At 50.7% G+C, this 13,398-nt stretch carries 13 protein-coding genes; 2 read left to right on the top strand and 11 right to left on the bottom strand.

The window, feature by feature from the left end:
* Window positions 1–2,286 (bottom strand): ligand-binding sensor domain-containing protein (locus ACOJTG_RS17260; RefSeq protein ID WP_420154968.1); only part of this gene is annotated, 2,286 nt, incomplete at its 3' end.
* Between the two features lie 389 nt (window positions 2,287–2,675).
* Here ACOJTG_RS17260 and ACOJTG_RS17255 point away from each other — a divergent pair.
* On the top strand, window positions 2,676–3,161 hold the full coding sequence (locus tag ACOJTG_RS17255; RefSeq protein WP_420154967.1) for a hypothetical protein: 486 nt from the start codon (window positions 2,676–2,678) through the stop codon (window positions 3,159–3,161).
* A 195-nt stretch (window positions 3,162–3,356) separates the two neighbouring features.
* Window positions 3,357–4,118, top strand: a complete 762-nt coding sequence (locus tag ACOJTG_RS17250) for a ThuA domain-containing protein (RefSeq protein WP_420154966.1) — start codon at window positions 3,357–3,359, stop codon at window positions 4,116–4,118.
* Between the two features lie 18 nt (window positions 4,119–4,136).
* On the opposite strand, the gene ACOJTG_RS17245 is transcribed toward ACOJTG_RS17250, so the two are convergent.
* The 10 genes from ACOJTG_RS17245 to ACOJTG_RS17200 all read right to left on the bottom strand — a co-directional run bounded on the left by ACOJTG_RS17245 (window position 4,137) and on the right by ACOJTG_RS17200 (window position 13,313).
* A complete protein-coding gene (locus ACOJTG_RS17245; protein ID WP_420154965.1) occupies window positions 4,137–5,168 on the bottom strand; it encodes a PDDEXK nuclease domain-containing protein in 1,032 nt (343 codons plus the stop codon).
* A gap of 73 nt (window positions 5,169–5,241) precedes the next feature.
* Window positions 5,242–7,392, bottom strand: coding sequence for a molybdopterin cofactor-binding domain-containing protein (locus ACOJTG_RS17240; RefSeq protein WP_420154964.1), 2,151 nt, complete (start codon window positions 7,390–7,392; stop codon window positions 5,242–5,244).
* Window positions 7,393–7,396: 4 nt separating this feature from the next.
* Window positions 7,397–7,855, bottom strand: coding sequence for a (2Fe-2S)-binding protein (locus ACOJTG_RS17235; RefSeq protein WP_420154963.1), 459 nt, complete (start codon window positions 7,853–7,855; stop codon window positions 7,397–7,399).
* A gap of 79 nt (window positions 7,856–7,934) precedes the next feature.
* Entirely contained in the window at window positions 7,935–8,495 is a 561-nt protein-coding gene (locus ACOJTG_RS17230) for a 4'-phosphopantetheinyl transferase family protein (protein ID WP_420154962.1), read from the bottom strand.
* Window positions 8,488–8,739, bottom strand: a complete 252-nt coding sequence (locus ACOJTG_RS17225; RefSeq protein ID WP_094814443.1) for an acyl carrier protein — start codon at window positions 8,737–8,739, stop codon at window positions 8,488–8,490. Before ACOJTG_RS17225 ends, ACOJTG_RS17230 begins: the two co-directional genes overlap by 8 nt.
* On the bottom strand, window positions 8,736–10,004 hold the full coding sequence (locus tag ACOJTG_RS17220) for a beta-ketoacyl-[acyl-carrier-protein] synthase family protein (RefSeq protein ID WP_420154961.1): 1,269 nt from the start codon (window positions 10,002–10,004) through the stop codon (window positions 8,736–8,738). Before ACOJTG_RS17220 ends, ACOJTG_RS17225 begins: the two co-directional genes overlap by 4 nt.
* Complete coding sequence (locus tag ACOJTG_RS17215) at window positions 9,997–10,434, bottom strand: 3-hydroxyacyl-ACP dehydratase FabZ family protein (protein ID WP_420154960.1); 438 nt, start codon at window positions 10,432–10,434, stop codon at window positions 9,997–9,999. The genes ACOJTG_RS17220 and ACOJTG_RS17215 overlap by 8 nt, the downstream gene beginning before the upstream one ends.
* Before the next feature lie 17 nt (window positions 10,435–10,451).
* Window positions 10,452–11,504, bottom strand: coding sequence for a type III polyketide synthase (locus ACOJTG_RS17210; RefSeq protein ID WP_420154959.1), 1,053 nt, complete (start codon window positions 11,502–11,504; stop codon window positions 10,452–10,454).
* Complete coding sequence (locus ACOJTG_RS17205; protein ID WP_420154958.1) at window positions 11,495–12,214, bottom strand: methyltransferase domain-containing protein; 720 nt, start codon at window positions 12,212–12,214, stop codon at window positions 11,495–11,497. Before ACOJTG_RS17205 ends, ACOJTG_RS17210 begins: the two co-directional genes overlap by 10 nt.
* Window positions 12,195–13,313 carry an NAD(P)/FAD-dependent oxidoreductase gene (locus ACOJTG_RS17200; protein WP_420154957.1) on the bottom strand — a complete coding sequence of 373 codons (1,119 nt, stop codon included), beginning with the start codon at window positions 13,311–13,313 and terminating at the stop codon, window positions 12,195–12,197. Before ACOJTG_RS17200 ends, ACOJTG_RS17205 begins: the two co-directional genes overlap by 20 nt.
* Window positions 13,314–13,398 lie beyond the last annotated feature (85 nt).

Genomic DNA, 13,398 nt, shown 5'->3' with positions numbered 1-13,398 from the left:
GTATACCAGATAACTCCAGTAGCTTTCGTACCAGGCGGGTTCGATGTATAATTGATAGGAAAGTATCGCCGACTCGTTTCCCTGATTGTTCCGGGCTTTGACCTGAAAGGTGTACGCTCCCCAGGGCAAGTTGGTGTAATCCTTCTCGCTTTTCGTACTCCAAGCTGACCATTCCTCGGTTTCCCCCTGCAGTCGATAACTGTATTCCGTGGTATTCGTCTCGTATTCCAGGGGTGAGGCATAGGCAAAATGCAGCGAGTTCATGCCCGCCGATAGTTGCAGGCGTTGCTGGGAATCTTGCGTAGCCTTTACTTTTCCCTGCTGTACAAAATAGCCCCCGAAGACAACACTGTCGCCGCTTGCCTTGATTTCACTGAGCAGAATGAGCGGTTTGCTCACCTGCGTGCGATACTGCTCGTAATTGATGTGAATGAAGCCCTTGTGACTACCGACGAAGATGTTTTGCGGATCGACGGGGTACAGGGATTCGAAGCCACCCACCAGTTTATCCGTTAACTCAGGGAAATATACGATCCGGAATTTCTGTCCATTTCGAGGCTGAAAGTCAATAACGCCGAGCCGTTTATGACTCACAAACCAGATATTCCCCTGGGCATCTTCTTTCAAATACTGAATGGCCAGATTTCCCAAAATGGGCTGAAACAGGCTGGAAGGCATAAAGCGATTTTGAGCCTCGTTAAATTCATAAATGCCCCGTTCGGTACTGACCACCAGCCGATTTTTGACCGCGTACACATAATTGTACAGACTCGACGGAAGTCCATCCTGCTGGGTATACAGGCGAATTTTCTGCAATGCCGTATCTCCCGGCGACCACTGCATCCGAAATACGCCCCGACTGGGATGGGAAGCCCAGATGGTACGCCGGACGCTATCGGCGTAGACAAAGCGGAGGGATTCTTTCAACCCTTTCAAATCCTGCATGCCGCTTACTGAACCGTTTTCATACCGTAGGTGTCGTAAACCGTCGTACGTACCCACCAGGTAGTCTGTATCTGAAAAGGGTACCCATAACCAGGTTCCTGGAAAATGATAGATGGGTTTTACCTGGTCCTGTTCAATTTGAAAAAATCCATTTTCGTGACCCATGTATAGTTTGCCCCGCAGTTCACCTAATCGCCAGACTTGCCCTTTGGCAGCTGGGATTTCCGTAAAGGTCCCCTGAGCCCGGCTTAAATCCTGCGTAGAGCCTTCGAGCGTGGCCCGAAATAACCCGTTCGATGTACCTGCATACAGCGTCCGGCCTTGCTTGTAGAGAGCATAACCCGTCGTATGTTTATTGCCACTGGGGTACAGGTATTGAATGGGACTGTTGAGGGCAATAAAATCAATGCCGTCGTCGAGTGCCAGCCACAAGTTCTGATTACGATCCAGCCAGATTGCCCGGACATTGGAGTTTTGTAACCCTTCCGCACTCGTGTACTGTTGGAGAGCTTTTCCGGCCCGATTCATCAGGTACAATCCCGCAGAGGTTGTTCCAAAGGCGTACGTCTCCTGGCCTACCTGAGCGGAACAGTAGATGCGGTCTGAATTGAAAATGGCATCCAGGGCTGTAGCCTTCCGTTCGATTTTTGGACCGTGCAAAAGAAAGACGCCTCGTTCTAGGGTGGTTACTAATAACGTGTCCCTTCCGTAGGATCGCAGCGAAGTAACCCCCAATTTTTGCAGGGGTTCTTCGGATGATTGCAGTACCCAAGTGCCGCGATCGTAGCGAAACAGCCCTTTCTCCCGGTCTTGAGCATACAATTGCTCCTGGGCCATCCCCAGAAAAGACCAGGCACGGGTAGATTTGTACACCGTTATTTTGCCCCGGTACAAACGCATGATCTGCCGAAGCGACTGAAAAAACACTTCCTCGCCCCGAATGCAAATGTGCCAGACATCGCTGAAATTCCGATCTTTTGAATGCAGTAAGGGCATCAGCGAATGATAGGTCAGGACGCCATTCGCATTAGGAAAAAAGTAGCCGATTTCTCCGAGGCCTCCTACGTAAATCCGATTCTGAGTATCAATCTTCAAAGACCGAACTGCCGTATGATTAGCCAGCGGATAGGTATTCCAGAAACGTCCATTGAACGTGAGTAAGCCTTCATTGTTACCAAAGTACATAATCCCCTGCTGATCCTGAGCTACGTCCCAGTTTTGCATGCCGGCTTTGTATTCGGTCGTACTGTAATGGATAATTTGGGGCGAAGCCAGTTGGTGCTGAGCCTGACTCTGGCTAAAGAAAAATACACTTAGCAGTAAGCACAGTAATCGTTTCATACTAGGAAGGGAAGTGGGGTGGAGCCTTTCCGCACCAATGGGCCATTTTATTTCCCCACGGCTCTCAAAGCATTGGCCTTCTGGCTAATTAAAAGACGATGGAACATCCCCTTTAAACTTTCAAAATTAATAAAAATCCTCGTCTGAATGCTACGAATGCCCGTAGGTTTTACTTCTTCCTTGTAACCTCTCAGCATTGCATTTTGTCTATGCTAACGGGTTGTTCAGTTGCCGCCCCCTACTATTATTCACTTCATCGGCTAAAAGTTACCAATCATCGAAAGATCTCCCTTTCGTCCCTTTCATAGAAGCATATTTAAAACATCAAAAGACAATAGTCTTTGATAGTATCACTCAATTATCAATAACCCCTTTAACTTAAACTTTATATGAAACGTTTTCTATTCCTTTTCGTATTCCTGTCCTTCACAACGCTAAGTTGGGCCACTACGCCGGTTAAGTCATCTTTACCCTTGGGGCTTCATTTTGGTATAAGTCAGCAAACGATGGAAACGACTTTGACCCAACCGGGTCAGTCGCTACACAAAAGCGTTTCTGAAGAGTGCATTACCTACCAGCTTCGTCTGCAAAATCGTGATGCCGTAGTAAAAGGGTATTTTAAAAATAATGAGCTTTACTTAGTTTCGATTGAATATACAATTCAGGAGAAAAGTGAATTTGACACGTTAAAAGAGCAGCTAATCAAACAGCAGGGTGCCTGTACGAAAGAAAGTGCTTATAATGCTGACCTGCAAGCAGCCACGTGCCAATGGAATTCCAAAAATGGATTTGTTTCGTTAGTTTTACTGGATCATTCTTTAGAAACGGTATACGCTCAAACGGCTCGTCCTTCTTGCTCCAAAGTAAATCTTTAGGAATAGACTAACTCCCCCCTTGCATACCTATGGGTACCGCTCACGAGTGGTACCCTTTTTTGTTTTAGGGAGTTTGCTTGAAGTACTGTGAGTTGAATTATTATTGATCCTGAAAAGATTTAGCTGCTCATGTATGTATTTCCGTTCGTGATTTGCCTACGTTTGCCTGTTGCATAAGCCTTCCGCTGCTCCGGTATGAAAAAACTGATTTTGCTTTGCTGCTCTCTTGCTGTTTCCGTTAGTTGTATACAAGCCCAATCCAAACCTTTTCGAGTAGCGGTGCTCGCCGAAAAAGATGGCGGTGTACATGCCCCTTTTGTAGCGGCGGCGAAAACCTGGCTGGCTCAACCGGCTACGCAGCAGGCCTTCACCATTGATTATCTGGAAGACACTGAGCCGATTACGGATGCTTTTCTGGCCCAACACGCATTAGTCATTCAACTCAACTATCCGCCCTATCGCTGGACGGAGCAGGCAAAAAAGGCATTTACCACTTACATTGAACAGGGCAAAGGTGGCTGGATTGGCTTTCATCACGCAACTTTACTCGGCGAGTTTGACGGGTACCCAATGTGGCCCTGGTTTTCGGAGTTTATGGGCGGGATTGTGTATAAAAACTACATCCCTGACTTTGCTACGGCTACGGTTCGGGTAGAAGCAAATCAGCATCCGGTCATGAAAGGTGTACCCGCGAGCTTTGAGGTAGCTCATGAAGAATGGTACACGTACAATCGAAGCCCGCGTCCCCGCGTGAAGGTGCTGGCGGCCGTGGATGAATCAAGTTATAAGCCTGACTCGAAGATTAAAATGGGTGATCATCCCGTAATCTGGTCGAACGAAAAAATGAAAGCCCGTAATGTATATATTTTCATGGGCCATCATCCGGACTTATTTCAGAATCAGGCTTTCACTACAATTTTCCGAAATGCCGTCCTGTGGGCGTCGCAAACCCGCTGATTCTTTTCTCTTCCTGCTCTATTCCTCGTTTGACGCACGACTTTTTAGCAATTCCTGCTCGATGTCTTCAATACTGGGTAAGGTTCCTTTGAGATCGCTGGGAATGGACTCGGTAAGTTCGTACGCTGAGATGCCAATGGGTTTATTAATGTCTTTCAACGAGTATTCTGCCACTACTTTATTCTTCTCTTGGCAAATCAGCAGACCGATGCTGGGCTGATCGAATTCGCTTTTTAGCTGATCGTCTACAACAGAAAGGTAGAAATTCAGTTTCCCGGCAAACTCCGGGACAAACTTTCCCGTCTTCAGTTCGACCACCACATAGCAACGAAGTTTGACGTGGTAAAACAGCAAGTCGATATAAAAATCCTGCCCGTCTACTTCCAAGTGATACTGTTTCCCCAGAAAGGCAAAACCAGCTCCCAATTCCAGTAAAAACTTCGTAATGTGTTCGGTCAGGGCGTTTTCGAGGTCTTTTTCCTGATGATCTTCCCGCAGGGTAAGAAAGTCGAAGATGTACGGATCTTTGGTTAGCTGTTGAGCCAAGTCCGACTGAATAGCTGGTAAGCGGGCTTCGAAATTACTGATGGCCTTACCCTGCCGCTCATACAGACTGGATTTGATCTGCATACTCAACACATCGCGTGACCAGCCGTTTTCCAGAGCTTTCTGCGTATAAAATTCCCGCTCTTCCCGAGACTTTATTTTATCCATTAAAATAATATGGTGGCTCCAGGGTAATTGGGCAACGGGCGGTTGCCCAATTAAAAAATCTGGATGAATCGTAGCGAACTGTCTCATATACTTGATATTGCGATGAGATAAGCCTTTCATGTCTGTAAACTCTTTCTGTAAGTCTATCGACAATTGAGCTGTAACCTTATCACCCCATTGGGCCTGTTCTAATTGAGTTATGATGGTTTTACCAATTCGCCAATACAGGTACAATAATTCGGCATTAGCAGCTAGTACCGCCCGCAAGCGGGATTTGCTGATTTCATTACGAAGTTCGGCTAGTAAAGAACCGTAGTTGCTGGGGAGTGTTGACATGCGTTCAAAATTAACGCCCGAAATTAGTACTTTATCCCTATAAATCCGTCGAAGAATTAGAATACGGCCTATTTCAGCTTTTGAGTTTTGCGGGTACTAAAGGCAAGTCCCGTACGCGTTTGCCACTAGCCCGATACAGGGCATTGGCCAGAGCTGCCGCCGTAGGTCCCTGCACCGCTTCACCGGCTCCCAGCACTGGTTCCTGGGGGCGATCGATCACGACTACCTCCACTTCCGGTATTTCACTCATGCGGAAAATCGGATACGAAACCCAATCCCGACTCGTAATCTGCTGGGCATCGAATTGAACCTGTTCTTTCAGCGTCCAGCTCGCGGCCTGAATCAGTCCACCTTCTGTCTGATTTTTAAGGCCGTCCGGGTTGATGACTTCACCGGCGTCAATCACGCTCCACAAATTCATGACCTGAATCTGATCCCCTTTTACGCGTACCCGAGCCGCTACGGCACAGTACGCCGCCGTATTTTTATAGCGAGCAAACGCGATTCCTATGCCTTCTTTCGGCTTTATCCGCTCGTTTTGAATCAATTCTTGTAAACGACGCAAAACAGCAATGGCCCGCTCGTCTTCCAGGTGCATGATCCGAAAATCAAAGGGATCTTTCCGGGCTTTTTCGGCCAGTTCATCCATGAACGATTCAATCGCAAAGACATTTCCGAATGCTCCCAGAGCCCGCAGGGAAGAAACCCGCAAAGGACCTTCGAACTGATGAGCGTCCACGGATACGTCAGGGATACGGTAGTACGGTTCGGAATTACGAATGGTACCGCCATTGATACTGGATGCCGATTTCTTAGGGATCGGCGGATCGAGGTAACGACCCAGGAGCAGATTCGCTGGATCACCACCGGGCCGGGCCGTGTACGTATCCGACCAGAGGGTATAATTCCACTGCTCAATCCGACCCGCAGTACTCAGCCGGGCTTCGGCTTCCAGAATCATGGCACTGCCGTAAGGTTCCCAGGCGTGTTCTTCATCGCGGGACCATTGCAGACGAATCGGATGTTCCGGATACGCTATCGCCAGCCAGGCGGCTTCGGCGGCTACATCGTCGGCTCCGTTGTGCCCGTAACAACCCGAACCCGCCATACCGATGACATGAATCTGATCTAGGGGCAGCTTCAGCAGCCGATGCAGCGTTTCACGCAGCGGAAATACACCCTGACTGTGCGACCATACCCGCAGCGTCCCTTGCTGATACCAGGCTAGGGCACACGAAGGACCAATGGAGCCGTGCATCAGATAGGGCTTGTAGTACTGAGCCTTGATCGTAGTAGGTCCGGTCGGTTGCCCTTTTTCGTGCACGCGTTCAATGCGGGCGGGCAGGGACTTCAGGTAAGAAACGAGTGCCGTACCCGTCGGTAAGGGTTGTACGTCTGCCCAGCGAACGCTTTCCTGCAAGGTCCATTGGGCCTGCATGGCCTGAAACTCTTCAGTAGCGATCACGCCGATCAAACTTCCCTGTACGACTACTTTCTGAATCCCCGGAATCTGTTTTCGTACGTCTGACTCATCGAGTTTTTCGAGGTGGGCTCCATACGAAGGCGGTCGCACCATGCGGGCGTGTACCATGCCGGGTAATCGCAAATCCTGAATGAACCAGGTTTCTGCCCGTACCATCCGGTTGATTTCGGGACGCGGAATGGGTTTACCCACCAGTTGATACTGTTCCTTGGGTTTAAGGGCTACATTCCCTCGTACCTCATCCTGTAATTGCTTTCCGTTGAGGAGTTCCTTCCAGCTGATCTGCTTCGTTTTCCATCGAATCGTACCGGCGGCAAACTGAAGCTCCTCCACCGGCTTCCGCCATTGCTTCGCTGCCAGTTCCAGCAGTTTCTGCCGGGCTGCCGCCGCGGCGTACCGAACGGCCATCGCACTGTTTTCGATCGACGCACTGCCAGCCGTATAACTTTCATCGGGCGTACGATTCGTATCAGCCATTACTACTTCTACCTGACTCAACGGCAAATTCAGCTCTTCGGCAGCTACCTGGGCCACGGCGGTGCGAATCCCCTGTCCGAGTTCCATTTTCCCGGTAAAAACGCGAATCTGACCATTCTCCAGTATTTCCAGCCAAGCCCGAATGCGGGGATCTCGTTGCAGGCTGCCCGGCAGTTCATCCGCTTCGGGTACCCAGGACGGTAGCGTGAACCCAATCGTCAGCGTACCCATCGTTTTCAGAAAATCTCTTCGTGACGTCTGCATAGGCTTAGTAACTGGCTCGTTTAACGGCCCGCAGGATACGGCTTTGCGTACCGCAACGGCAGAGTACGCGTTCGAGTCCTTCCCGAATCGCGGCTTCGTCGGGTCTGGGATTTTCTTTGAGCAGGGATACCGCCGACAGGATCATGCCGTTGAGGCAGTACCCGCATTGGGCGGCCTGTTCGACAATGAAAGCCTGCTGGACCGGATGGAGTTGCGTTCCCTGAGCGATGCCTTCCAGGGTTGTGATTTCCTGTTTTTGTACGGTTTCGACGGCAATCAGACAACTCGGTTGAGCTTTCCCATCCAGCAGCACCATACAAGCTCCACATTGCTGAAGCCCGCAACCGTACTTGGGACCGTTGAGCTGTAAGTGATTGCGTAAGACGTACAATAAAGGAGTAGCTGGGTCAACGGTGAGGCGATGCGACTGTCCGTTGACGCGTAAGTGTAGGGTAGCTTCCATCGTTTCGCAAACTGGTATGCTTGCTCTAACGTTGGTACCAGGGGATTGTTTTGGGGGAAGAACGCTTTGGGATGAAAGGTTAGACGGTGGGCAGTACAAACGCCCCATAGTGTCCGTGGTGAGATATACCGAGGGGAATGTTTAGTCCCGTCGTGGTCTGTTGCCAGTAGGGTGCCCCATCGGCATCCTTGAGGAATGCACCATCGCCGTAACGCAAGGACGCTTCCGATCGAATCGCCTGCCGCAGAGCCCCGTGCTGAGATGCGTACGAGGATTCGGCCAAGCCAAGCACCCGGGCTCGGTCGAACACCGGAGCCGTACTAGCCAGGGTCAGGATATACGGCTGTGTATCTTGGGTTTGGGTGTACAGGCAGCTCTGTTGGTGGCTCACCCGTCCCAGTCCGCTATCCCTATCCAGTTCAAAACAGTGAATCTGCAAAGGCACGAAGGCCCGGCCGGCGGCGGGATGCTGCTTGTACACGCTTTCCTTCATACTCCAGAGCGTCCAGACCATGCGGTCGGGATCGGAGGCGGTACGGATGCGTTGCTGTTCATCCGGCAGAAAAACCTTATCGAGAAAGCCCCGGCGTTGCCAGTTACTGTCCCGCCGGGCCTGAGCCAGATCGACCAGATCAATCACTGACTTTTTCCCGGATAATATCCATAGCAGCTCCGACGGTTTGCATGCGTTCCATGGATTCGTTGTCGATTTCAATTTGGTAGACTTCTTCGACGTCCAGCACAATATCCACCAGATTGGCCGAATTGATTTTCAGGTCTTTAATAAAATTTGACTCCGGGGAAAGCTGAGCAAAGGCTTCTTCGTCCTGTACGTAAGGTTTAATAATCTCTTTCAGACTTTCGATCAATTGGGCTTCGTTCATACGTATTTTTTGAATAGGACACAGGCGTTCACATCGCCAAAGCCAAAGTTAGCTTTAGCAATCACCTGAATAGCTTTTGAAATAGATTGCTGAGGAATTTTTTCGGAATCAATCAAGGCGGTAATGTCGGGATGTAGGTCTTCGCTATTTCGGGACGGATAGATAAAGCCTTCACTCAGTTCGAGTACCGCCGCTACACTTTCAATGGCTCCGGCGGCACTCAGGCAATGGCCGATCATGCCTTTCAGGGAATTGATGTACGGAAAATCCGCCCCGCTTCGGCCCAGGGCCTGCGTCCAGGCCAGAATTTCGGCGGAATCTTTCGTTGTCGCCGTCAAATGGCCATCGATCAGATCCACGGCTTCCGGGGATACCCCTGCGTGAGCCAATGCCTGTTCAATGCAGCGGCGTACGGCCGTGGGATTCGGAGCCGTCATAGAACCACCGCCCCGCTGCCCACCGGCATTGACATGGCCGCCGAGTACTTCACCGTAAATCGCCGCATTCCGGGCCAGGGCACTTTCCAGCGATTCGAGTACTAAAGCACCCGCTCCACTGCCGGGTACAAAACCGCTGGCCGTAGCACTTAGCGGTCGGGAGCCGCGTTCGGGTGAGTCGTTGTGCTGATAAGTCATCACCCGCATGGCGTCAAACCCGCCCCAGATGTAGGGTCCGTGATCGTTGCAACTGCCCGCCAGCATCCGTTGGGCCTGACCGCTGGCAATGCGGTCGTAGGCCCACAGAATGGCTTCCGTGCCCGTGGCACAGGCGGAAGAATTGGTTGTCGTCTGATTCCCGCAGCCCAGCATTCCACCCAAATAGGCACTGATGCCGCTGGCCATGGTTTGCGTCACGACCGTACTGCCCAGTCGCCGTACCTGCCCTTCATCTACTTTGTAAATGGCTTCCCGAAATTTGTCTACGCCCAACATCCCCGTACCAAACACAATGCCGCTGTCCCAGTCCGGTTCAGTCGGTTGTTCAGGCAGACCAGCCTTTCGCCAGGCTTCAACACCGGCCATGACGCCGTAGAGAATGCCGCTGCTATTGAGCTGTTTCAACTGTAGTTCGCTGAAGTACTGTTGCTTCTGCCCCTCGGTGACGGGCGGTATACCGCCGATCTGACAGGAGAATTTCAAGTCGGCTAGCTGGGGTTGAAAGCGGACGCCGCTCTCCCCCGCCTGCAAGGCCTGCGTAAAAGCCGGAATCCCTACGCCATTAGGAGCAGCGACCCCCAAACCCGTAATAACGACGCGTTTACGCATAAGCCTCTGGTTTAATCATGCCCGCAATACTGCCCCGAGCGACTAATTCGCCCCGACTGTTGAACAGTTGTACCTGACACTTTAATTTATGAAAACGAAAATAGTCTTTCTTTGAACGAACGGTTACGGTTTCTCCGGGATACACGGGTATGAAAAAGTCAATCTGAACGGATGACAGAGCCATTTCAATGCCCTGTACCGAGGCTACCAAAAAAATACCCAGGCATACCACCCCAATTTGAGCCATCACTTCGGTCAGAATGACACCGGGCGTCACGGGTAAATCCTTGAAGTGACCCTGATAAAAATACGAATCAGCCGGGAACGTGTAGGTCCCTTCTACGCCGTTTTCGTCCACGTGCTGCAAGGCATCTACGAATAAAAAGGGCGTCTGGTACGGCAGTAGGGCCAGAATTTCCTCGGATTTCATGAATCAATTATTTCAATTTACCAGCGAAGCAGGACCCGCTGAGCTGTAAAACCAGGACCAAAACTTAGCATCAGCCCGATGGAGCCTTTTTCAGGCTGTTTTTGCAGGAACCGTTCGAGCACGTAAAGAACCGTTGCACTCGACATATTACCGAATTGACGCAACACCTCTTTCGTATCATCCAGGTTTTTATTCCAGGCACTGAACAATTCTTCCACCGTTTCCACGATTTTCTTGCCGCCGGGGTGAAAAATCAGGTGCGAAACGTCACCGAGCGTCAGTCCATTTTTAGCTAGAAAAGGCTCGACAATGGCCGAGAAGTGAGCGGCAATGGTTTCGGGTACCGCTTTATCGAGTACCATCTGCAGGCCGGAATTGGTCAGGTCAAAGCCCATGATGTCGATGGCATCGTAAAAGTGATACATCTCCTCATCGATGATTTCGGGGCCTGTATCGTCAGGGTGCGAAGACACCAGTACGCAAGCCGCACCGTCGCCGAAAATAGCCGCACTGACGATGTTTGCCATCGAAAAATCATCGAGCTGGAAAGTTGCCGTGGGAGCTTCGATGGCCAGTACTGCCGCCCGTTTGCCAGGATTCGCTTTCAGAAAATTTTTCGCGTAAATCAGTCCGGATACCCCCGCCACACAACCCATTTCGGTGACGGGCAGGCGTACAATATCCTGCCGCATCTGAAGGCTATTGATCAGAAAGGCATCCACCGACGGAATCATCATGCCCGTACAGCTCACCGTAATGAGAAAGTCCAGATCGGTTGCCTGCCAGCCCGCCTGAGTCAGTGCCTGACTGACAACGGTTTCTCCCAGCTTGACGACTTCCCGCCGATAAATCAGGTTTTTCTCTTCAAAAGACGTACGGGTAAATACCTCTTCCGGGTCCATGATGGAGTACCGCTGATCGACCGCCGCGTTTTCGAAAATTTTCACGACTTTTCGCTGAAAACGAGGTTCCTGACCAGCCAGCCAGGTTTCCAGAAAAGGCATAATCTCTTTAGTAGCCCTGGAATGCGGCGGGGAGGCTTTGGCTACCGTGGTAATGGTTACAGGCATACGTTTTTCAAAATCCATTGGTAGCGGAACGCCCACTTCCAGGTGATACGAACCGAAGCAAAGGAAACCTGTTTGGAAAAGGCTTCGAGTTCTGATTTTTTAAAGCCCCGCAGGATGGAAATAAGTCCGTCCTGTCGGGTCATGGGATGCAGTCGGAACGCCCAGCAAACGAGTTCAAACAGGCGGTAGGCCCAGGTACTGCGATGCAGGTCATTGACTACTACACCGATTCGGGCCTGAGCGTTAAACAGGTTCAGCAGATACCGAATTTCAGTGTCACTGAAATGATGGAGGGTCAGCGTGGCTAACACCACATCATAATTCAGGGCTTGAAAATCAGAGCTGAACACATCCAGCACTTCATAGGAAATTTCGGGATATTCTAAGGAACATTGCTGAGCGTGATCGATGGTAAAAGCATTGGCATCCACCCCGATGATTTTCAAAGACCGGCCCATTTTTCGGCCCCAGTCGGCTACAGCCCGGCACATATCGCCATTGCCACAACCTATATCCAGGATGGTCACCGTTTCCTGACGGTCTATCTGTCGAAGTAGCTGTTTCACGCCGTTCAGCGTAACCGCGTTTCCCCCCAGCCAGCGATTGATGGCTGCGATTTCATCCAGGGTATCCCGCAGTTCTTCACCTTCCAGTGAGAAATCATCCATTACTTCAGGTTCACGGCTGCGATTACGAGTATTCAGGGGCATACGAAAAGGGTTTGCCGTGCGTTTGCCGGACAATAGCAGGAAGCAGGCCGGCGAAAAGCGGAGCGGATTTCATCACCAGCGAAGTCAGTACGGGTCGCTGTAACAGGGACTGTACAAGACGTCCGGCTGTGAGTCGGTTTCTAAAATTCTGGTTCCATTGACGGGTATACTCAGCTTCGAGTTGCGATCGGTCGGCGTGACGAAAAAAGGCAGTAATGGCTTCCGCCGCCAACTTGGCACTGTGGATCGCCATGGCCATCCCGTTCCCGCACAAAGGGTGAATAAGCCCGGCCGTATCGCCACAGCGTATGACGTGATTCTCGACAGCTGGTTTAGAAGCAAATGATATTTGGCTGATCGCTAATGGTTTATCAAAAATAGGCTCGGCTCGTTCGAAGAAATCCCGTAGAAAAGGATTCTGCGAAAGCACCTGTTGCTGAAACGTTTCCGGGTTTTTATAAGGCTTGAACACTTCCGCCTGTACCAGATAGCAGGCATTCACTACTTCGTCTTCCACCTGCGACATACCGCAATAGCCACCCCGGAAGGTATGCAGGGATACCAGATCATCCGGAAAAGGAACCCGATAATGAGCTTTTACGGCCATCCAAGGCGAAAGGGGTGTTTGCGAATCCAGCCGGGAGCGTTTTCCGTACGCCGCAATAACGACCGGAGCTTCGTATACATAATCCTCTGAAGTACTCACCGTAAAGCGATTTCCTTCGAAGTCAATCCGCTGTACGTGAGCTTGTTCGATTTGTACCCCCGCCTTACGAGCCTGCTGATACAGATAGGCATCCAGCCGATAACGACTAACGCCGAAACCACCCAACGGCAGAGCACTGCGTAAGGTCTTTCCCTCCAGCGTAGTCAGTAAGAACTTCGAAATTCGGGCAGGATTCAGCGTATCCACCTCAATTCCCAGCGAAGAAAGATACGGACGCACCTCATTAGAAATGTATTCACCGCACACCTTATGTTGTGGGTACTGCTGCTTTTCAAGCACAACCACCCCAAACCCCTGCCGAGCAAGATGCAACCCCGCCGTGAGTCCGGCCAGGCCCCCGCCAGCAATGAGTATATCCGTTTGTGTGGGCATCGTACGGGCTTCGAGGATTTAGGAGCTTGTTGTATACCGATAAAGAGCTTTTCGGAAAAATTGTTTCACTATCTCTAAATTAAAA

Origin of the sequence: Siphonobacter sp. (assembly GCF_048595215.1) — a bacterium.
GTDB lineage: Bacteria > Bacteroidota > Bacteroidia > Cytophagales > Spirosomataceae > Siphonobacter.
The sequence above is the reverse complement of the archived record's forward strand: the minus strand, read 5'-3'. Positions and strand labels throughout refer to the sequence as shown.

Coding starts and splice junctions, on each gene's coding strand:
- ACOJTG_RS17240 (WP_420154964.1), bottom strand. CDS start 7,392: ATGCAGACGTCACGAAGAGATTTTCTGAAAACGATGGGTACGCTGACG.
- ACOJTG_RS17225 (WP_094814443.1), bottom strand. CDS start 8,739: ATGAACGAAGCCCAATTGATCGAAAGTCTGAAAGAGATTATTAAACCT.
- ACOJTG_RS17220 (WP_420154961.1), bottom strand. CDS start 10,004: ATGCGTAAACGCGTCGTTATTACGGGTTTGGGGGTCGCTGCTCCTAAT.
- ACOJTG_RS17200 (WP_420154957.1), bottom strand. CDS start 13,313: ATGCCCACACAAACGGATATACTCATTGCTGGCGGGGGCCTGGCCGGA.
- ACOJTG_RS17215 (WP_420154960.1), bottom strand. CDS start 10,434: ATGAAATCCGAGGAAATTCTGGCCCTACTGCCGTACCAGACGCCCTTT.
- ACOJTG_RS17255 (WP_420154967.1), top strand. CDS start 2,676: ATGAAACGTTTTCTATTCCTTTTCGTATTCCTGTCCTTCACAACGCTA.
- ACOJTG_RS17205 (WP_420154958.1), bottom strand. CDS start 12,214: ATGCCCCTGAATACTCGTAATCGCAGCCGTGAACCTGAAGTAATGGAT.
- ACOJTG_RS17250 (WP_420154966.1), top strand. CDS start 3,357: ATGAAAAAACTGATTTTGCTTTGCTGCTCTCTTGCTGTTTCCGTTAGT.
- ACOJTG_RS17245 (WP_420154965.1), bottom strand. CDS start 5,168: ATGTCAACACTCCCCAGCAACTACGGTTCTTTACTAGCCGAACTTCGT.
- ACOJTG_RS17210 (WP_420154959.1), bottom strand. CDS start 11,504: ATGCCTGTAACCATTACCACGGTAGCCAAAGCCTCCCCGCCGCATTCC.
- ACOJTG_RS17235 (WP_420154963.1), bottom strand. CDS start 7,855: ATGGAAGCTACCCTACACTTACGCGTCAACGGACAGTCGCATCGCCTC.